The sequence below is a fragment of the Roseibium album genome (genome assembly GCF_001404515.1).
Classification (GTDB): Bacteria; Pseudomonadota; Alphaproteobacteria; order Rhizobiales; family Stappiaceae; genus Roseibium; species Roseibium album.
In genome coordinates, this window is record NZ_CXWE01000005.1 from 240,813 (window position 1) to 260,588 (window position 19,776).

The 19,776-nt window shown below is 53.9% G+C and carries 19 protein-coding genes; 3 read left to right on the forward strand and 16 right to left on the reverse strand.

What is annotated here, in order from left to right; genetic code table 11:
* Window positions 1–5: 5 nt before the first annotated feature.
* From LA5095_RS17980 to LA5095_RS18010, 7 genes are all read right to left on the reverse strand, one after another.
* Window positions 6–1,151, reverse strand: a complete 1,146-nt coding sequence (locus LA5095_RS17980; protein ID WP_055117397.1) for a DUF2336 domain-containing protein — start codon at window positions 1,149–1,151, stop codon at window positions 6–8.
* Between the two features lie 742 nt (window positions 1,152–1,893).
* Window positions 1,894–2,481, reverse strand: coding sequence for an FMN-dependent NADH-azoreductase (locus LA5095_RS17985; protein ID WP_055118024.1), 588 nt, complete (start codon window positions 2,479–2,481; stop codon window positions 1,894–1,896).
* Window positions 2,482–2,680: 199 nt separating this feature from the next.
* Window positions 2,681–4,099: a carnitine 3-dehydrogenase gene (locus tag LA5095_RS17990; protein WP_055117399.1), complete on the reverse strand. Its 1,419-nt coding sequence runs from the start codon at window positions 4,097–4,099 to the stop codon at window positions 2,681–2,683.
* Window positions 4,096–5,007 carry a 3-dehydrocarnitine:acetyl-CoA trimethylamine transferase BcoG gene (gene bcoG, locus LA5095_RS17995; RefSeq protein ID WP_055117401.1) on the reverse strand — a complete coding sequence of 304 codons (912 nt, stop codon included), beginning with the start codon at window positions 5,005–5,007 and terminating at the stop codon, window positions 4,096–4,098. The genes LA5095_RS17990 and bcoG overlap by 4 nt, the downstream gene beginning before the upstream one ends.
* Window positions 5,008–5,017: 10 nt before the next feature.
* Window positions 5,018–5,800 (reverse strand): carnitinyl-CoA dehydratase, encoded by a 783-nt coding sequence (locus LA5095_RS18000; RefSeq protein WP_055117403.1) that lies wholly within the window; start codon window positions 5,798–5,800, stop codon window positions 5,018–5,020.
* A 4-nt stretch (window positions 5,801–5,804) separates the two neighbouring features.
* The gene (locus LA5095_RS18005; RefSeq protein ID WP_055117405.1) at window positions 5,805–7,829 is read right to left on the reverse strand and encodes an acetate--CoA ligase family protein; all 2,025 of its coding nucleotides are present in this window, start codon (window positions 7,827–7,829) and stop codon (window positions 5,805–5,807) included.
* A 3-nt stretch (window positions 7,830–7,832) separates the two neighbouring features.
* Window positions 7,833–8,993 (reverse strand): acyl-CoA dehydrogenase family protein, encoded by a 1,161-nt coding sequence (locus LA5095_RS18010; protein ID WP_055117407.1) that lies wholly within the window; start codon window positions 8,991–8,993, stop codon window positions 7,833–7,835.
* Window positions 8,994–9,095: 102 nt separating this feature from the next.
* On the opposite strand from LA5095_RS18010, the gene LA5095_RS18015 reads away from it, so the two are divergent.
* A complete protein-coding gene (locus tag LA5095_RS18015) occupies window positions 9,096–10,019 on the forward strand; it encodes a GlxA family transcriptional regulator (RefSeq protein ID WP_208992752.1) in 924 nt (307 codons plus the stop codon).
* Window positions 10,020–10,223: 204 nt separating this feature from the next.
* A complete protein-coding gene (locus LA5095_RS18020) occupies window positions 10,224–12,176 on the forward strand; it encodes a multiheme c-type cytochrome (protein WP_144436038.1) in 1,953 nt (650 codons plus the stop codon).
* A gap of 271 nt (window positions 12,177–12,447) precedes the next feature.
* Here LA5095_RS18020 and LA5095_RS18025 read toward each other — a convergent pair whose 3' ends face one another.
* From LA5095_RS18025 to LA5095_RS18050, 8 genes are all read right to left on the reverse strand, one after another.
* Entirely contained in the window at window positions 12,448–12,699 is a 252-nt protein-coding gene (locus LA5095_RS18025; RefSeq protein ID WP_055117412.1) for a hypothetical protein, read from the reverse strand.
* A gap of 24 nt (window positions 12,700–12,723) precedes the next feature.
* The gene (locus LA5095_RS18030) at window positions 12,724–14,412 is read right to left on the reverse strand and encodes a hypothetical protein (protein WP_055117414.1); all 1,689 of its coding nucleotides are present in this window, start codon (window positions 14,410–14,412) and stop codon (window positions 12,724–12,726) included.
* Window positions 14,409–14,882, reverse strand: coding sequence for a hypothetical protein (locus tag LA5095_RS18035; protein WP_055117416.1), 474 nt, complete (start codon window positions 14,880–14,882; stop codon window positions 14,409–14,411). The genes LA5095_RS18030 and LA5095_RS18035 overlap by 4 nt, the downstream gene beginning before the upstream one ends.
* A 51-nt stretch (window positions 14,883–14,933) precedes the next feature.
* The gene (locus LA5095_RS32750) at window positions 14,934–15,074 is read right to left on the reverse strand and encodes a hypothetical protein (RefSeq protein ID WP_158510401.1); all 141 of its coding nucleotides are present in this window, start codon (window positions 15,072–15,074) and stop codon (window positions 14,934–14,936) included.
* A complete protein-coding gene (locus LA5095_RS18040) occupies window positions 15,074–15,544 on the reverse strand; it encodes a hypothetical protein (RefSeq protein ID WP_055117419.1) in 471 nt (156 codons plus the stop codon). The genes LA5095_RS32750 and LA5095_RS18040 overlap by 1 nt, the downstream gene beginning before the upstream one ends.
* Window positions 15,545–15,595: 51 nt before the next feature.
* Window positions 15,596–15,736 carry a hypothetical protein gene (locus LA5095_RS32755; protein ID WP_158510402.1) on the reverse strand — a complete coding sequence of 47 codons (141 nt, stop codon included), beginning with the start codon at window positions 15,734–15,736 and terminating at the stop codon, window positions 15,596–15,598.
* The gene (locus tag LA5095_RS18045) at window positions 15,736–16,206 is read right to left on the reverse strand and encodes a hypothetical protein (protein WP_144436039.1); all 471 of its coding nucleotides are present in this window, start codon (window positions 16,204–16,206) and stop codon (window positions 15,736–15,738) included. Before LA5095_RS18045 ends, LA5095_RS32755 begins: the two co-directional genes overlap by 1 nt.
* Window positions 16,207–16,537: 331 nt before the next feature.
* Window positions 16,538–17,575, reverse strand: coding sequence for a hypothetical protein (locus LA5095_RS18050; protein ID WP_055404317.1), 1,038 nt, complete (start codon window positions 17,573–17,575; stop codon window positions 16,538–16,540).
* A gap of 435 nt (window positions 17,576–18,010) precedes the next feature.
* Between LA5095_RS18050 and LA5095_RS18060 the strand changes: the two genes are divergently transcribed.
* Window positions 18,011–19,009: a metallophosphoesterase gene (locus LA5095_RS18060; RefSeq protein ID WP_082442872.1), complete on the forward strand. Its 999-nt coding sequence runs from the start codon at window positions 18,011–18,013 to the stop codon at window positions 19,007–19,009.
* Between the two features lie 228 nt (window positions 19,010–19,237).
* Here LA5095_RS18060 and LA5095_RS18065 read toward each other — a convergent pair whose 3' ends face one another.
* The gene (locus tag LA5095_RS18065; RefSeq protein ID WP_055117427.1) at window positions 19,238–19,765 is read right to left on the reverse strand and encodes a hypothetical protein; all 528 of its coding nucleotides are present in this window, start codon (window positions 19,763–19,765) and stop codon (window positions 19,238–19,240) included.
* Between the last annotated feature and the right edge of the window lie 11 nt (window positions 19,766–19,776).

Sequence of the window (19,776 nt, forward strand, 5' to 3'; positions counted from 1 at the left end):
AGGTCTTATCGGCTGGCGGCAAATGGAACATTCTTTTTTGGACGGCGCTTCGATTTTTCGGTGTTCTCGTCCTCTGGCTTGGGGCCGAAAGTTGCTCCGGACTTTTTTAATGTCTCCAGAGAACGCTTTGCACCCTGTTCGCTGAGCGCATCATATCGCTGGATAGCCGCATTCAGCTCCAGCCCACCCATCCGCAACCGACGAGCGCGCATGGTCAGAATATCCTTGTAGGCAGCCGCGGTCACACCGTTCGCCTTGCATAGGATGATCAATGCCTTGTCGCTTGCACTGAACAGCAGTTGCGATACCGCCGCTTGAGGCAGGTCGCTGACCCTTGCCAGCAACATGCCCAGCTCAGCTGTACGGTCTGCCCTGGCGAAATTTTTCACCGCTTCGTCAATGTTTGTCTTCTTGCTCATCACATCCTTGATGAGCGCGTTTGACTCTTCTCTCGCATCGTCCAGCTTGTGCGTTCGCGCAGCAACTTCTGTTGCTGCTCTTTCCGCCAGCAGATGAACAAGGGTGTTGTCTGCCCCGAGCGCCGTAATCCGTTCCTGCAATGCAGATGTCAAAAACGGCAGCAAGGCATGCGCCGCCTCCTCCGGAAGATCCGGGCGACTGACCAGCGCCGCCTGAATCGATTCATCGGAACGCGCTTTTTCGACAAGTTTGAGGAACGATGCTTCAGCGAACTCCGCTCCCTCGTTTTCCGCGACTTTCGTCAAAACCTTGCTGTCACCCCGGTCAACCAGCACTGACGTCACGGTCTTGTCGACCGTTTTTCGACCGGCAATCGCACCCAGGTGATCCATCGATGCAGAGGAAGCAATCTCCACCAGATCTTCGGACGTCAGCGCTGGGGAGTGTTCAAGTACCGGTTCGGCAACTGCGATCGTATCTTTCGCCAGTTTCACCATAAGCTCGTGAGGAGCACCCTCTTCGTGGCAAACTCTTTTTGCCAGGATCATGCGTGTTTCTTCTTCGAGCTGACCCAGCACCTTCAGAACGATATCGCCAAATAGCAGGCTGATCTGTTCGTCACGGTCGTCACCAGAACTGACAAACAGGTCAGTGAGCGTACTGATCAGGCTCTTGCGGCCGACAGCACTTGTATCTCTTGCCAGCTCCGCCAGTTTCGAAAGATTGAACATCTACACTCCGATGCGCCGACTGCGCTTCGGTTCAAGCTAGCAAGAGCATGTTAACATTACGCTACTCGTGTTTCGCCGCCCGGACGGCGTCTCCGGATCAATTTAAACCGATTGATATTGATTCGAGATTTGGCGCAATGAAAAAAAATCTGACCCAAACAGACAAACCTACGACTTTTGTACAACAGCTTATTTCGTTACCGATCAAGACTTTAAGGATAGAACACACGCACAGTTCAACCAGTAAGCGCAATTTTCCGCTGCATCGCAGCATCTTTTTTGCTTCGTTTCCCTAAATCACTGCCTTAATATTGAAGTGTCAAAGTGAGGTAATCGGGAGCGGACAGATGACTCTAGCGCGGAACCTGAACAGGATTGCCTTTATCGCAGCATTCGTATTCTTGGCTGCAATTGTGGTCGGCCTTATCTAAGCCGGTCCGAAATGCGAGTAAATATAACGCTTTAGGGCGTATGCTTGTAAACTGACAAAATGTAATAACGAAAAGTCTTGAAACTCACGCCAGCCGCACCAGAAGGTGTCGGCGGGCAGAGAGTGTTATCATTCGATTTTTCTGGCAAGACAATTGGCGCAAGGTGCCATGACGCGGGCCTTCGCGCTTGCAAGAAAGAATGTTGTCGAGCGGTCAATACGCACAACCTTTAATTGTGCAAATTATCCACAGGGCGATCTGGCCTGATGTGCCCGGCCCAAACCGCGTATCTCAACCGGGAAATCGGTTTGCTACGCAGCAAGCTCAAGCGTCTTCGCCAATGCCGCGTCCCTATTGGCCGGGTCGGCCATCAGTTGATCGGCTGCAACAATCGTAACATCCTTGATGCCGACAAAACCGAGTACGTGTTCAAGGTAGGTAGAAGCAAAATCTATTTCGGACCCTACTTTCGTACCCCCGGAAGCTACAAGAACATAAGCTCGTTTGTCTTCCAGCAGCCCGATCGGACCGTTCTCCGAGTAAACGAACGTTTCACGCGCTCGCGCAATCTGATCTATCCAAGCTTTCAGTGCAGCAGGAACGGAAAAATTGTAGATAGGTGTTCCGATCACAATGGTATCGGCCGACTTTAATTCACTCACCAGGGTATCGGAAAAAGCAAGTTTCATACGCTGCTCTGCGCTTCGCTTGGCCGGATCGGTGAAATTGGCTCCAACCCATTCCTCGTCCAGATACGGCAATCCCTGGGAAACATCCCGTACAAGTACTTTTGCGTCGGGATCCTTGCCGATCAGGGTTTTCACCAAGGACTCTGTCAGAGCGCGCGTGACCGAATCTGTCTTTCTGGCAGAGGCATCGATTTGAAGGATAGTGCTCATGATGTTCTCCAAATTGCGAACCAAAGGGCTTTTGTTCGAAAACATGAGATAATCAGTTCGAATGAAGCCCACTAGGTGTTAATTTGTGAACAGTACGTTGAACGAGAGACGGTTGTCAGCTTAACTCATGCGTTCAGACTCGGGCCTTGTGTTCAGGAAGTCCGGTCGCAGCGTTTTGCTTTCGAAATTTTTCAGGGTGTCAGCGTATCTGTCCGACGTATCGCTGCATTCCGTCCGGAGACGGCATGTTTGCGTGCAAGCTGGCAAATTCTGATAGTTTTTCAGCCACAACCGGCTCAGGCAGAGAACTGCGTCGTGTCGAAAGGTCGACATGCAACAACAACGTCTCCACTGTCGCCGCCAGCTTTTCGTCGGCACCTTTCAGAAAATGAAAAAGGTGCAATTTCTTGCCGTCACCATTCAGAACCTGCGTTGTAACCGTCAGTGGCTCACCCGCGCTCAGTTCGTCAAGATGACGGATATGCGTTTCGACCGTGAAATAGCTATTGCCGGATTCGACGTAATCGGCATCAACGCCGATCATTTCCATGAATCTGTCGCTCGCAGCAGCTGCTGCCTCGAGATAGTGGGCCTCGTTCATGTGCCCATTGTAGTCAACCCAGCTCTGGGGCACTTTCCGGCTTACGGTGACGGGCAGGACTGTGTTCTTGTGAACCGGAAAGGTGACCTCATGCCGACTGATAACCCCCCCAGCCCCGCTGCCGGTTTTTTTGAGGGCGCGCATCATTCCGACCAGATTATCGTCTCGCAGGTGCTCAAGCTCACGTATTGTCATGTGGCCGGACTGGGCATCTGATTGTCCCGCAATCAGACCCACCAGTTCATCGTCAAACTCCGGCACATCCATCAGTTTCGTCCACGGCCATTCCAGCGCCGGTCCGAATTGAGCCATGAAGTGCTTCATGCCCGCTTCACCTCCGGCAATCCTGTAGGTTTCGAACAGCCCCATCTGCGCCCAGCGAATTCCGAACGCCATGCGAATGGCTTCGTCGATCTCTTCCGTTGTCGCAACTCCGTCCTTGACCAGCCAGAGACTTTCCCGCCAAACGGCTTCCAGAAGCCGGTCGGCAATATGGGCATCGATTTCCTTGCGCAATATCAGCGGGAACATGCCGAGTTTTTTCAAGATGTCGGCAGCCTTGGCGGTTACTCCCGCATCTCCGACCAGTTCGACAAGTGGCAGCAGATAAACCGGATTGAACGGGTGGGCGACGATTGCCCGAGCGCCTTTGCCATTCAATTCGGATGGTTTGAAGCCGGATGTAGATGACCCGATCACAGCGTCCGCAGCAGCAAGCTCTGATATCGCACACAGGACATTGTGTTTCAGTTCCAGCCTTTCAGGAATACTCTCCTGAACCCAATCGGCCCCAGAAACGGCGTCGGCCATTTCCGCGTGAAATGTCAGCGTTCCTTCCGTCGGCATCAACCTGTCATAAAGGGAAGGAAGGCTTCTGCGGGCATTTGCGACAACTTCATTGATCTTGCGTTCGGCGTCCGGATCCGGGTCGAACACCGCAACGTTCCAACCGTTCAGAAGAAAGCGGGCCGCCCAGCCTCCACCGATCACACCACCACCGACAATAGCAGCTTTCATTTTGGAGCTTTCTTTGTCAGTCCGAGTTGGGACCGGACATCGTCGGGGCCCATGACGCGCGCGCCCATTCCTTCAATCACTGACGCCGCTTTTTCAACAAGTTGCGCATTTGTTGCCAATACGCCTTTTTCCAGAAAGAGATTGTCTTCCAGTCCGACACGCACATTACCTCCCGCCAGAACTGCGGCAGCCGCATAGGGCATCTGGTCCCGCCCCAGGCTGAAAGCTGACCAGTTCCAGTCTGACGGGATCGCGTTCACCATCGCCATGAAGGTATTCAGATCGTTCGGAGCTCCCCACGGAACCCCCATGCACAATTGAACGAGCGCCGGGGAGTCCAGGGTTCCTTCGCTCACCAACTGCTTGGCGAACCAGAGGTGGCCTGTATCGAAAGCCTCGATTTCTGGCTTAACTCCAAGGTCCGTCATCATGGCCCCCATAGCACGAAGCATTCCGGGCGTGTTGGTCATAACATAGTCTGCTTCAGCGAAATTCATCGTCCCGCAATCCAGGGTGCAGATTTCCGGAAGACATTCCGCAATATGAGCCACGCGCTCGCTGCCACCAATCATGTCCGTCCCGGAATCATTCACCGGGAAGGGCGCTTCGGTTGGGCCAAAGACAATGTCTCCGCCCATACCAGCGGTTAGATTGAGAACCACATCAACGTCAGCAGCACGAATGAGATCGGTTACTTCGCGATACAGGTCGAGCCTGCGGGAGGGTACCCCTGTTTCCGGATCGCGCACATGACAGTGGACAACGGCAGCCCCCGCCTTCGCGGCATCGATTGCGCTATCAGCGATCTGTTTCGGGCTGCGGGGTACGTGAGGCGATTTGTCCTGTGTGCTCCCTGATCCGGTCACGGCGCAGGTTATGAAGACTTTCCGGTTCATCTGCAATGGCATGTTATGTCTCCTATCGACCTTTCCAGACAGGGTCTCGTTTTTCTGCGAAAGCTCTCGCTCCCTCGAGCTGGTCCTCGGAGCGATAGAGCCGTTCGACAGTTTCAAATTGGCTTTTGGTAATGCGGTTCAACGCATCCTGAAACTTCATGTCTTCCGCCTCTCTCACGACTTCCTTGATCGCCGCATAAACAAGCGGAGGTCCTGACGCCAGCAGATTGGCGAGTTTCCACGTCTCTTCCTTGAGACGCTCAGGCGAATGGATATGATTTATCAGGCCCCAGCGAGCAGCCTCCTCGGCATCAAGCCAACGACCTGTCAGAAGCATTTCCATCGCGATGTGATAGGGAATTCGCTTCGGTAACTTGATACTAGCCGCGTCGGCAACCGTCCCAGAACGTATTTCAGGCAAGGCGAAAGTTGCATGATCTGCTGCCAGGATGACATCCGCTGACAACGCGAGTTCCAGCCCGCCTCCACAGCAGATTCCGTTGATTGCCGCAATTACGGGTTTGTTCAGACCGCGCAGTTCCTGGAGCCCACCGAACCCGCCCTTGCCGTAGTCGCCGTCGACTGCATCACCGTCTGCGGCAGCTTTCAGATCCCAGCCCGGACAGAAAAATTTTCCTCCGGCACCTGTGATGATTGCAACACGCAATTCAGGATCGTCTCGAAAATTAGTAAACACCTCCCCCATGATCCGGCTTGTTTCCAGATCGATTGCATTTGCCTTCGGACGATCGAGTGTGACTTCGAGAATTCGGTTTTCTTTCCGGATTTTCAGGGGGCTAGCCATCGTTTTACACCTCACATCTGATCAGCGCGTCCGCTGCAATGGCAAAGTTTTCACCGCAAAGGAGCGGATTAACTTCAACTTCCGAAACTGCCGCCGACATGGCATAGGCCTGAACCGACATCACTGCGTCGACAATCGCTGCCCTGTCGCAAGCCGGTTGCCCGCGATAACCCTTCAGAACACACCCAATCTTCAATTGATCCAACGCCGTTTCAACGTCACTCCGGGAAACAGGCAAGATCATCGAGAAGCTGTCTTGAAGCAATTCGGTAAGCACTCCGCCGGCAGCCAGCGTCAGCACATATCCGTGAGCGGGATCCAGCACGACACCAATCAGCAATTCGATCACCGCATCAGAAATCATTTCTTCAACGAGGAACGTTTCAGCAGGCATTGTTGACGCCGCATCCATGACGTCCTGTCTGGTTTTCAATAGCAGTGCGACCGCACCTGCTTCACTTTTGTGCGCAAAACCAACACCTTTCAGGACGACAGGAAATCCGATCTGCACAGCTGCATCGGCAGCGCGTTTCGAAGAATGCACACTGATACTCTTCGGGGTCCGAAGTCCATGACTTCGCAGAAGTGCTTTTGCCTGCGCTTCCCCGATCACAGTTTCTTCCTTTGGCGTTCTGGGAATATGGATCGCATCCTTGGACGGCTCCTTGCCGGCAAATGCTGCAGCTTCGATGGCGGCAAGCGCGTCTTCCAACCCGCATAGCGGAACCAACCCTCGCGCGAACAAATCAAGTGCGATCGCCTCGGGCATTGTCTCTTGCAGGGAGCTGAGAATACCCATCGGCTTGCCGCTCTTGTTTTTCGCAATTTCCACCGCATCAATAACTTGCAACCAATCATCCAAATCACAACGGTCGGAGCGTGGGAAATCAAGTACAACGACACCGAAGGAGGCTTCGCCCTCCATCATGATCGAAAAGACGTGACTCATGGAATCGACGTCTCTCCAGATGTAGGTGTGGTAGTCAAGTGGATTGGCCAGGGCCACCTTGTCGCCGAGCAATTCATTCAGAACCGTTTTTTGTGTGGCACTCAGTGCCGGAAAGGTGATGTTTCTATCCGAGGCCAGATCCGCAATGAGGCTCGCTTCGCCACCTGAACATGACATGGACACGATACTGCCATCGGCAAGTGTCCCGACCATGTGCATCATCTTCAGTGTTTCCAAAAACGTGGAAAGACTTGTTACTTCGGCAATTCCCAGCTTTGAAAAGAGAGCAGTTGCACCGACTGCGCTACCTGCGAGCGACGCGGTATGAGACATGGTTGTGGACCGCGCTTGAGCGGATCGACCAATTTTCAAGACGACAACGGGTTTGCCCGCTTTTTTAGCACGTCGCGCAAAGTTTTCGAATGCCGACAGGTCATCTAGGCCTTCAACATAGAGCCCGATCGCAGTTACCCGCTCGTCGCCAAGAAGAGCTTCTGCGATCGCGGACAACCCGGTCTGAGCCTGGTTCCCTGCGGTCGCAAGATACGCAATCGGCAAACCTCGCTTCTGCATTGTTAGGTTCAGCGCGATATTGGACGACTGCGTCAGGATCGCGACACCGTTGGGCACTCCAACCAATCCGTGCTGATCCGGCCAGAGCGCGGCGCCATCCAGTGCGTTGATGAAGCCATAGCAATTCGGTCCCAATATCGGCATCTCGCCAGCCGCTTCAACCAGAACATCCTGTAGATTGTCGGCGTCCTCAAGTTCAGCTGACGCTTCTTTGAAGCCAGAGGCGAAGCAAACGGCACCGCCTGCGCCAATCTTCGCAAGTGTTTGAACGATCTCTATGGTCGAATGGCGATTGACCCCGACAAATGCGGCATCAGGAACGAACGGCAGTTCTGCGACAGAGCGAACGGTGGGCGAACCAGACAGTTCCTTCTTGCTGGGATGGACCGCACAGATATCGCCGCAAAACCCGTTTTTTCGGCACTCACGAATAACGTTTTCACACCAGGCTCCACCACCGACAACAACAATTGATTTGGGACGAAGCAACCGTCTCAGGTCACGCATCGACTATGCTCCAAGCGGTCGGAAAATGTCACGGCTGATGATATGACGCTGGATTTCGCTGGTGCCGTCCCAAATACGTTCCACGCGCGCATCGCGCCAGAAGCGTTCAATCGGAAAATCGTCCATCAGTCCCATACCACCATGGATTTGCAAGGTGGTGTCCGTGACCCTGGCAAGCATCTCTGTGGCATAAAGTTTGGCGCTGGCGATTTCCCTGTTGGCGGACAGTCCCTGATCCAGACGCCACGCACCTGAAAGTGTCAGCCAGTCGGCCGCGTCGATTTCAGTAATCATGTCTGCAACCTGAAAGCTGATCCCCTGAAACTTTGCGATCGCCTGACCGAACTGATTTCGTTCAGCGGCATAGGACACGGCGTGGTCGAAACATCTTCTGGCCCGGCCAACACTCATCGCCGCAACGGTGAGGCGTGTCGCATAGAGCCATTCGTTCATCACCGCAAACCCGCCGTCGACTTCCCCAAGCACCTGGGTGTCAGGCAGTCGGCATCCATCAAAATAGAGAATATAGTTCTTGTAACCGCGATGACTGACCGATGTGTAACCCTCGCGGATTTCAAATCCCGGTGTGCCACGGTCAACCAGAAAGCAAGTGATGCGTTTTTTGGGCCCCTTGGGCGTATCGTCGACGCCCGTCGCCACGAAGACAATGAAAAAATCCGCATGTTCTGCGCCTGAAATAAAGTGCTTTGATCCTGAGACGACCCAATCACCCGCGTCCCGCACTGCCTGACACTTCATGCCTCGCACATCCGAACCCGCATCGGGTTCGGTCATTGCGAGTGCGTCCATCTTATCTCCGCGTACCGCAGGCAATAGATACCGTTCTCGTTGCTCTTCCGAACAGGCCATAAGAATATTTTGAGGACGCCCGAAAAAATGCGTGAGCGCCATGGATCCACGGCCAAGCTCTCGTTCTACAAGCGTGAAATCCAGATGGCCAAGTCCGGCGCCGCCGACGGTCTCCGGAAAATTGCAGGCATAAAATCCAAGATCGATGCATTTGCGCCTTATCTCATTCCCGAGTTCAAGAGGTACCCGGCCGGTCTTTTCAACCAGCGCCTCGTGCGGATAAATCTCATTTTCCACGAACGAACGCACCGTTGAGACAATCATCTCCTGCTCTTCGCTCATACCAAAATGCATCTACGATCTCCTCTTGCACTGCCTGTACAAGAGTGAGACAAGACGACAGACGAGAGTGTGCAGTTTTGGTAGAAAAGCATGCAGAATTTGAAAAAATCTGACATGGTACGTTCCTTGGGTGTTCTGCTCTTCGAGAACTTTTCCAATCACTGCCTGGCAAATGCCATCGAACCTTTCCGTGCAGCCAACGCAATTGCACGACAAACGCTCTACGAATGGCGGCATTTCAGTCAGGATGGGGGAACGGTAACCTCGTCGAGCGGCTTGCCCGTCGAGACGGTTTCACTGTCCGACGTCGCACCAAGGGGCAACTATCTGTTTGTGATGCCGAGCTATGGCTATTCCGAACTGGCCGATCCAAAAATGTGCAAAACACTTCGTGCTGCGCGCAACCGTTTTTCAACACTTGTCGGCATGGACACAGGCGCTTGGCTTTTCGCCAAGGCCGGTCTGCTCGATGGACGCAAGGCGACAATTCACTGGGATGAATTCAACACTTTTATGGAGAGTTTCCCTGACATAGAAGCGGTCGAAGACAGATATGTCATTGAGGATGACCTTGCGACATGCGGCGGGGCATCGACAGCGTTCGAACTGACACTTGAGTTGATCAGACGTGAACACAGTTCAATGTTCGCGCTCGAAATCGCAGCGCTTTTTATGCATGGTGACAAGTTGGAATTGTACGATCCGCTCCGGCGGTGGTCGACTGACGCACTGGTGCGCAGGGCAACAGCCCTTATGCGAAGAAAACTGGAAACCCCTCTGCCGATCCCGGAACTCGCAAGACAACTCCGCTCAGACCAACGCACGCTGGAACAACACTTCCAGCGCAAGATGAACATGACACCTTCGACTGTGTACCGGGGAATTAGACTGCGCGAAGCGCGGCGCCTGGTCGAACTCACCACTTTGAGCATTGCCGAGATTTCAGAGCGATGTGGCTATCGAAACACAAGTGCGATGATCCGGGCTTTTCGACAGGAGTTCGGTGATCCTCCCGGATGTTATCGAAGTGTTCGTTGAAATTTCGGTATCGCCTCAATGAAATTTGCCGATACGCGAAACAGTTGGTCTTTGTTTTCACTCCGTTAGCCTTGATACCGTTCTTGACAAACCGTCCGTCACGAGACCCGATAGGATGAGGTGGAATTGCCGTCAAAGTTCGGCTGCGTCTCATTGAACAACGGTTCTGAAAGACGAAACTCAATCATACCAGGAAGAATTCTGATGATTGCACTTATGCGTGTCGCGGTAGTCTTTCTGGTGACAGGACTGGGAATGCCCTATTCATTCGGGCAGAACGTCGACACGACTGAATACGCTGGATCAAAGACATGTTCTGGGTGTCATGAAACCGAAGCTCTCGCCTGGCAGCGTTCGCACCACGCTCAAGCCTGGGCGAACCCAAGCGATCAGACGGTTGACGGAGACTTTGACAACACTGAATTCACGCACCGTGGACGAAAGAGCCGTTTTTTTCGAAAAGAAAACGGGTTTTTCATCGAGACCGAAGATTACAACGGGCCACCCAAAACATTCGAAGTGAAGGGCGTCGGTGGTCTTGCACCACTCCAGCAGTACCTGATCGAAACGGAGCCAGGCCGTATACAATCCTTCGACGTCGTTTGGGATCAGGAAAAAAAGGAATGGTATCACCTCTACCCGGAGCAGCAATTGCTGCCCGAGGACGGTTTTCACTGGAGTGGCCCCTACAAGAACTGGAATGCTCGTTGCGCCGAGTGTCACTCAACGGGTTTCACAAAAAACTACAGTTTTCCCGACAAACGATATCAAAGTGATTGGGCGGAGATCGGTGTAGGTTGTGAAGCCTGTCATGGACCAGGCGCGGCGCATGTAGCTTGGGCTGAACAGTCGAAACCGAACAAGGAAAACCTGACTTCCGAATTGAAAGAAAATGGCTTGCTGATTGAGTTTACCGACAAAAAAGCCGAAATAGAGATACAGCAATGCGCTGGATGCCACTCGCGCCGCGAACCGTTTCAGAATGCGAGCCCGGTGCCGGGAACTCCGTTCCATGACACCTACCGGCTGGCGCTTCTCCGTGACGGACTATACCATGCAGACGGTCAGATCCTTGACGAAGTCTATGTCTTTGGCTCGTTCCTGCAATCGAAAATGTACCAGAACGGTGTGCGTTGTTCCGATTGCCACGAGCCGCATAGCGGCGAACTTCGGGCGGTCGGCAACAGCATTTGCTCGCAATGCCATTCGCCGGCAGGCAACAAGGCATTTCCCACACTCACCTTGAAGGACTACGACGATCCAGCCCATCACTTTCACAGAACAGGATCGGAAGGTGCAGGCTGCGTGTCGTGTCACATGATAGAGCGCACCTATATGGGAATTGATGGGCGCCGCGATCACTCATTCAGGATACCGCGTCCGGACATATCCGCGAAAATCGGAACACCAAACGCCTGTACCGACTGTCACCAGGACAGGACAGCAGACTGGGCAGCCAATGAGATCGAACTACGATTTCCATCAAGCACGCGTCGAGAGGATCATTTCGGCCTTTTGTTTGCTTCTGCGAGACGGGGCTCGACCGGTCTAGGCGAAGATCTTTTAAGTGTGGCAAGACAGGAGACATACCCAGCGATCGTCCGCGCGACAGCACTTGATCTCTTGACGAGAGAAGCAAACCCAGAGTTGGCGAATCAGGTTGGAGAGTTTTTGAATGATCCGGATCCTCTCGTAAGAAGAGCCGCTGTTTCCGGGCTGCAACACGCTTCTTCCGAAGTGAGGGCAAAGAACATTGTTTCTGCATTAGACGACCCTACCAAGACAGTTCGCATTGCGGCGGCACGCCAATTATTGGGGCTGCCACGCGGCCAACTTCCTCCAGGCGCATCGGCTTCTGCACGTGAGGCAACACGCGAATGGCAGCAATCTCTTGCAGCAAAATCTGACTTTCCCGAAACTCACATGGCTTTGGGTGGCGCTGCCCTGGCGATGCGAAATCCTGCAGCGGCAATTTCCGCGTTTGAAGAAGTAGTAAGCCTTGATCCGCAACTCATTCAGGCTTGGGAGTTTCTCGTTCGGCTGCATCTTGCCCAACAAAATTTTGCAGCTGCAGAATTCACGCTGCAAAAAGCGCTGGCGAGCAATCCTGAAGATCAGAACCTGCTGGAACTGAAAAACCGGTTTCCAAGGCAATAAGGACGCCAGCTCAACGCAGTTGTTGCCCTTGTCCCTTACACAACCTGCTGAAGTGCACCGACAACCGCAGTGCCATCGAGCGGGATCGCCCTGCCCTTCTGGTCTACGGTATAGTGGGATTTTTCGGCCGGGATTTTGGGCAGGGTGTTGAACCGGCCTGGTTGCCACTACCTTCGGTACCACGGTAATTCGGCCCATTGTCGACATTGTAGCGTCACGAACAGATGCCCGTGTTTGTCGCGCTGGTAGCAAAATAGTCAGATTTGGCGTTCTACTGCTCATGCAATGAATGCGAGGAGATACCGGTCTTGAAGACCTCAGTTGGCCCATCCAGGTATTGCATGTTGGACCGGTTGCCGACGACAGTGCTCATCAATTCGGTCAAGTTTGTCATCGGAAACACGGTTGCACCGTCGCCGGTAATCACGATGGCAGTAGCCGATGAGATTGAGCCGAACTTCTCAAACGTATTGCCGATGATGGATAGACCTCGCGGGCTCGTTTCTTTTTGCGAAGTGTTCATGAACTGGCGCCGGAATTGTTTCGGCTAAAACGGTTCCACGCCACGATGGTGCCGTTCCTGTTGGGAAACGCTGTAAAAAATATTCTGGCCGAAGGTTTCGGCCGGTCGATCACAGGCAATAATCGAACAGGTACATGCAGGGCCGAAGAACATACAGCCCGAATCCCCCTCAAGCACACGCCCGGGCGACAGGTCCGGATTGCGGAAATCCGGTTCCACCAGCCGTGCCGGTGCGCTTTCCTCCGCCCGGTGCAGCAGCAGATCGGTGAGTTCGTTCGTGCCTGCGCCGTTGGCCAGCGCTGCGTCCAGCTCTTCGCCGCCGGTCCGGATCGCACCGCGCACCTTGCCGATCGCCTCGGCGGCCTCTTCCTCGCTTTCGGCACTGCCGAACACCCGGTCGAGAACCCCGCCAACCGCCCCGGTCAGCGCATCGCGTCCTTCCACATAGGCGGCAAGCGCGGCTGAGTCCGCGACATCGTCGGCAAGCCCTGCCATCTGCTGGATCACTTCGTTGTCCGGATAGGCCTCACCGTAAAGCTGCATTAGCGACACGACATCGTCGATATTGCCCAGGACGTCCCAGGCTTTCTTCAACGGTCCGATTGGCGTGAAGGTAATGGCAAGGTCGATACCGGCTTCCGCCGCCAGGTCCTTCAGTTCTTCCTCGCCGAACTCCAGACCCAGTTCGCGCGCTGCCTGATCAAACGGAATGTTCCGCTCTTCAGCGCGCGCCTTGACCATCGAGAACACCGGCGGGATCGCCAGACCGAGCAGGACCACCGGTGCGCCTCTGCGCAGCATGGTCATGAACCGATGGCCGATCTTCGGCTCTTTCTGAAGCGACCCGCTCGCCTTGCCGCTGAGACCGGCCTCTGGATCGATCCGCTCCCCAATCGGGCCACCAATCTCGCCGCCGCTCTGGCCTTCCGTCAGACCGTCGAGCTGACCCTCGAACGGTGCGCCGGACGGAGACAGGGGCACAGCAGATCCCTGGTCAACCGGTGCAACACCAAGGCGCGCGTCGGCTTGACTGCTGAGGCCAAAGTTTTCTCCGCGCGCTTTTGAGCGAAACGCCCGTTGTCGCAACGCCTCTTCATAGGCTGGGGGAAAGTACAGAGAGCCCTGCTTCATTCCCTGCCAGGAACCGTATCTGTCGCCGTGCCAGTATTCTTCAATGTTCACGAATTGTTCTTTTGACAAATCGAGATCAGGATCGACAACCAGTTCCCCTATAAGCTTTTTCAACGACGTGTAGCTGAATGGCGTGTTGACGATCTTCCGACGCTTTCCCGTATCCGGATCGCGCGTGCCACGGATTTCGTTTTTATAGAAATCCTTGTCGCTGGAAATAACCTCGAAATCATAGTGCGGGTTCTCAGCCATGAACTTGCGGGCGCTCATGTCCCAGAGCTCATGGCCACCCTTTTCCGTCAATCGTTTGTTGTTCGGATCGTATTTTTTCCGGTCGGCTCTGGTCAGCCGTTCAGGTTCGACGATACGGCGAGCCTTGTCTTGCTGCTCATACCAGGCTTCGAAGAGGTCAGCATTTTCCTGTTTTTTGTACCAGGCGCCGTTTCTAAGTTCCGTGCGGGCATCGTCGCCAAACACGAAAAGATCGCCGCGCCGGACAATCGCGTCGAGGCCGGCCACCCCCGTTTGATTGACGATGATGTCGATCTTGGCAACATCAAGGATGATCACCTTCTGCGTCATTCACCCTCCTCCCGGTAGATGAAATGTGGGTAGAAGGTCTTTTCCGCGAAAGCCTTTGCTTCCACATAGTCGAGTGATACCAAATCGCCCGCGACAACGGCGATCGCCAGTTCCTCTGCCTTTGAGAGCGGAAAACCTCGAAAAGGAACACGTGTCTTCGACCCATACCAAGCCATAAATTCTGCAAGAGTTTCAGACGCATCCAGTGGGTTCTTTTCCCAGAATTCATCGTCCTCATTTGTCAGGTCCGGACGGGTCTTCAGAAAAGCCCGAAACTCAACTTCTTGCTTAACCGCGTCCCGAATCTCCTCATGCTTCAGCATCAGTCCAGCGAGTTCCAGAATAACGTCGAATGGAAGTCGCCTTTCGCTGTCATACAGATGTTGCCGAAAATAGGCTTTGCCTTCTTCGCTTTCCTCAAACGCCTCCAGTTCCTCCTGCCAACCGGTGATATCTTCAAAATCTGCCATAGCTCTGTTCCGTATTTCCTACGCAAAAATGTTCATGAATTGTTCTGAACTTCAAGTCCCAACACACAAGGTGAAATCGTCGCTGAAAAAGAAGTAATCACCCCTGCCAAGCAGCGCGGACAGGCCATCCACGCCTGATCGCCGCATGATCGTGAGGATTTGCGATGCGTCGATTATAATGACCTTGTCCATTATCGCATCTCCTGCGGAAAGGCGACTATCCAAGAATACTCGTCTCTTACAAGCTTTTCTGCTTCCGGAGAGCGCAGCGAGGCAAGGGCTCCATTCGCAACGTCATTGGCCAGTGATTTACCAGCGCTGAAAGTTGAGGGACCCAGTGCAATGTTCAGTTTCATGGCATACCAACGTCTGAAAGCAGCAATTTTTTTACTGTCTTCAACCGGACACAAATCCCAAAAACCCTCGTCGTCCTGACCGAAGTCGGGGTTGTCATCTAGATACTTGACGAACCTTGCCGACTTTTTCAGAGCTTCGTGGATTTCTTCATGCCGGAACAGTTCCTCCGCATAACGCACCTCCTGCTCGAAAGTTAGCTTGGAATAGTTCTTCCTGCCATCGCTAAAGAACGTTCGGCCCTTTTCAGTCTTTTCAAACGCTTCCAGCTCTTCCCGCCAGCCGGTGATATCGTCAAAATCTGCCATAGCTCTGTTCCGTATTTCCTACGCAAAAATGTTCATGAATTGTTCTGAACTTCAAGTCCCAACACACAAGGTAAAATCGTCGCTGAAAAAGAAGTAGTCACCTCGCCCAAGAAGCGCGGACAGGCCATCCACGCCTGACCGCCGCATGATCGTGAGGATTTGCGCTGCATCGATGATGATCACTTTGTCCATTATTGTGTCTCCTGCGGAAAGGCGACAATCCAGGAGAAATCCTCCTTGACGAACTTTTCTGCTTCCGGAGAGCGCAGCGAGGCAAGGTCCCCATTCACCACGTCGATGGCCAACCTATCGCCTGCGCTAAAAGTCGACGGGCCCAGAGCAATGTTCCGCTTCATGGCATACCAGCGCTTGAAGGCTTCAACCTTCCGGTTATCCTCGACCGGACACAAATCCCAAAAGCCCTCGTCGTCCTGACCGAAGTCGGGATTGTCATCCAGAAATTTGACGAATTTGGCTGATTTTTTCAGAGCTTCATGGATCTCTTCATGCCGGAAGAGTTCCTCCGCATAACGCACCTCCTGCTCAAAAGTCAGCTTGGAATAGTTCTTTCTGCCATCGCTAAAAAACGTCCGTCCCTCTTCGGTTTCCCTAAACGCCTCCAGCTCTTCCCGCCAGCCGGTGATATCTTCAAAATCTGCCATCAGAACCATTCCTGTTTTTGCCGCCGCAATATGTTCACGAATTGTTCTTAATTGCAACCAATGCGCGCGTAACCGTGCGCACAGCTCAGAAAAAGCTGCTCTCCTGTGTCGTGCGATCCTGGCCGCACTTTCCCAATCTACCGTGATAAAGCCTGTTTTAGCCCCGTTTTGACGAAGCGTCCATCAGACGAAAATGTCTGAACAACCAACTCAGACAGGAAACATCAGAAAATTAATCAATTTCAATGAGTTAAACAAAAAATGGATTGAGCGTTGCGACAAATGAAAGGCTCCTCTCCACATTGGAGAGGAGCTGTTTCACAAAGCCCGTCTAGATATTCACCTTCAGGCAGGCCAGTTTCACATTCTTGCGCGCATATTTGCGGTTCCAGTTGGCCACATTGCGCAGTTCCGCCAATGTCGCTCCTTGCGTTTTTGCAAGCGACGTACCGGTGAAATCCATGCCCGCCGGATGGATCATCTCGAAACGGCGTGTAGTCAGGTAATCGGCCCCGCCACCGTCACCGATATCCGGGTCGCGAGTGATTTCGGTGCCCTCGTTGCCATAGATCGTTTCACGGTTCGGAACCTCGTCGATATGCATGAACGCGCCGGGAGCAAACAGGAAGCAAGAATACTCATCGGAATTGGTGCCGGCAGAAACCGGCATCATTTCTGAATGCATGACCATCATGCCGGCATAGTAAGGCACTTCGAACGGGGCTTCGGAAGGCTTCTTGAATTCGATCTTCTCGTCATCCAGCAATGTGCCGTAGACAAAGCTGTGCATGGCGATGACACGCAAATCGTCTAGATTCTCCCCCATGGTCAGGCGCGCCCGGTTGATTGCCTGGTAGCTGATGCGGTTGCCTGCGGTGGGTGATGCCGTGTCCGAGTAGACGGAATAGACCATGTCACCGCCGTCATTTGCAACATTGTCGGCAATCACACCTTCGGCTGTTGCGATGATGCGTTCCTCCTTGCGTCGCCCCCAGTAGGCGCTGATGCGTTCAGCAACCCGGTTCATCGCACTGTCCCCCCGGCCAGTCGCAGCATAGCTTGCAACCGTCTTTGCTCCGTACTTTTTCGCCAGGCGGTGCTTGTAGGCCTTCATGTCGCTGGCGGTGATCTTGCTCACGGCGATCTTGTTGTCACTGTCGTCGATCACCGTCGGTTCGGTGTCGTCAAGGTCCTCCCAGTAGGGCACCTCGATCTGGCTCCCGCCTGCCTTGAATCGTTTGGCAATGTCGGGCGCGGGCGCTGCAAGAATCCCGGACTTTTCCAGCATGACCAGCTTGGCGGGCTTGTTTTCGGCCATGTAAGGCGTGAAAACACGCGGCTGCACGATGTCAGAAATCTGTGACGTCATTGACTATCCTGTCTTCGATTTTTGGATAAACATCCGGCGATCTCACGCCGGAAACACGGACCTGATTGTCCGAATGAGAGTGCCGCGACGCGGGCCGCGGCAGCCGCCCGAGCGCCAGACGGCCAACAGGCGGAATTCGCAAGGGCTCGGAACATCGCGCCCTATCGGTCTGTAACCGTATTCAGAAGATCAGCGTGTCCAGGACAGCGCTGCCTCTGCCTCTGCCTCTGCCTCTGCCTCTGCCTCTGCCTCTGCCTCTGCCTCCTGCCTCTGCCTCTGCCTCTGCCTCTGCCTCTGCCTCTGCCTCTGCCTCTGCCTCAGGACGGCGCGATTTCCGCGCAAAACAAAAAATTTCTGCAAGGTTTCTGCAAAAAAACTCGCTTTGATTGCCGGTAACCAACGCGCGTTGCCCAGTCTGAGGAGCGCTTATCGCTGATGATTACGAGACGAAATTTCATCCGGGGTCTCGGAGCCACCATTCTTGGCGCAGCCAGCCTGCCGGCCTATGCGGTCGGGGTTGAACCCTTCCGATTGCATGTGAAGCGCTATGCGCTCACACCGCCTCGCTGGCCGGAAGATCTGGAACTCAAAGCGGCGCTCATCGCGGATCCTCATGTCTGTGATCCCTGGATGGGACTGGAGCGGCTGCAGTTTATTGTTGAACGCACCAACGCCCTCAAACCGGATATTGTGCTTATGCTGGGCGACTATGTCGCTGGTCACAGATTTCGAACCGGCTCGATCCCGTCAAAGGATTGGGCCCGCGTCCTCACCGGTTTCAATGCTCCGCTCGGCATCCACGCAGTTCTTGGCAATCATGACTGGTGGGAGGACCGCACAGCACAGCTCACCGGAAAAGGGCCACCCATCGCCGGCAGGGCGCTATTGGATGCCGGGATCTCCCTTTATCAGAACCGCGCCGTAAAGATCCGAAAAGGCAGACACGCATTCTGGCTCGCCGGGCTCGACGATCAGCTTGCGCTTGTTCCGAACAGGAAAGCCGGGCGAAAGCGCTGGCAAGGCAAGGAAGATCTGGAAGGCACGCTGGCGCAGGTAAGCGATCAGTCGCCCGTCTTGCTCATGGCGCACGAACCCAAGATCTTTCGAAAAGTACCGGAAAGCGTCAGCCTCACTGTTTGCGGGCACACACATGGCGGACAAATCAACTTTTTCGGGTACCAGCCTGTCAGCGGAACCACGCTCGGAAAAAGGCACAATTACGGTCACATCACATTCGACGCGTCCGGTTCCCCGGGTCAAACAGGGACCCAGGCTCAGAAGCATATGATCGTTTCAGGCGGCCTTGGCTGTTCCATCATGCCGGTACGCTTTGGCGTTCCACCCGAAATCACCCTGGTTCATTTGGCACCCGGGACAGGTTCCAAGTCGCCCCCGCTCCATAGATCCGGGATCGATGCCCAAAGCAATCGATAGAGCAATAAGCGCTATCTGAACCCAAAGAGCTCCGGATCCCGCCCGGCCGCCAGGATCAGCTGCCGGGCGCGCGCCGGATTGCGGTCCAGAAGCTCCGACTGCAGCTGCAAATCTGGCCGTCCCAAGTCAAAGGGATTGGTTGGAACAACACTTCTGGTTCTGAGATCGGTCTTGTTTCGGGTTGGTTTTCTGCGAGGCTAAGGTGCTGGTTTTCGTGCCTCTTTTCACTCACTTGATCTCGTCCTTGTTTTCCCGGCAGGCTTCTTTAAGGAATTGAAGTGTTTCGTTGAAGCTTGGCTCGTTGATGAGGTCTTCAAGCGGTTTCACGTAGCCTTTTTCGATTGCCATCTGAGCGCAATCAACCTGCAGGCCTCCCCCCATGCACTGCGCAATTTCAAGCAATGCGGTCTCGCCGAAACGCTCTCGTGGCCCGGGTTCTTTGCTCATTAACTCAAACAGACTGGAAATCTCGTTCCTGTATTCTGGTATGTCGTGATAGGCATGTGTGAGGAACGAAAAAAGTCGATCGATCTCACCTACGCCTTCGTTTGAGGTCACATCCGGGCCATGGGCCCAAATTGCAGTTTTTGAAAACTCCAGAAAAAAAGGTCTGTTTTCCGGATCAATCGTAGAAGCCCACTCATTTTCTTTCGGACAATGCGTCCGGTCGTAGTCTTCTTTACCTTGAACGCCTGTCGCAACGCTCGACAACAGTGCCAGAGCAAGGCAGCCTGTAATCGTCGACTTTTTCGTCATGGTTCCTCAAT